The organism is Tsukamurella sputi, assembly GCF_007858445.1.
Taxonomy (GTDB): Bacteria; Actinomycetota; Actinomycetes; order Mycobacteriales; family Mycobacteriaceae; genus Tsukamurella; species Tsukamurella sputi.
On the sequence record NZ_VIGV01000236.1, the window covers coordinates 1 to 511 of the forward strand.

Sequence of the window (511 nt, forward strand, 5' to 3'; positions counted from 1 at the left end):
GGCGTCGCAAGAGCACTGGTTCGCTGGGCAATTCGACCAGCGGGCAGTGGTGGCTGAGCCGTTCCGCGGCCGTTCTCATGGCCGTGACGGTGACGATCGCCCCGGTCGGGCTTCTCGGCGCGGGCACGGCACTGGCTGCTGAGCCGTGCACTCCGCTGACCGTCTACGGCATCCAGGGCACGGGGCAGTCGTCGCCGAACGCGCCGGCGGACCTCGATACCGGGTTCCTCGCGGAGGTCATGAAGCCTCTCAAGCGCACGGCCGGGTCGCTCGTCGATCGGAAGTACGTTCCCTACTCGGCGTCGTTCGGCGGCGCCGGCCCTTCCACTCCGGGGCAGACCGCCAGCTACGCGGACTCCGTCCAGGGCGCCGGGAACAAGGCCATCGAATGGGCGAATGCCCGCGTGACCCGCTGCCCCAGCACGAAGTTCGCGTTCGTGGGCTACTCGCAGGGTGCGCATGCGGTCAAAGGCGCCCTGGACATGATCCTGGAAGGAAAGTCCAAGGTCAC

Annotated in this window: 1 protein-coding gene; it reads left to right on the forward strand. The window is 68.5% G+C overall.

Annotated elements, in window-relative coordinates:
- The coding region (locus FK268_RS23960; protein ID WP_146437925.1) for a cutinase family protein at positions 1-511 on the forward strand (511 nt) is incomplete at both ends.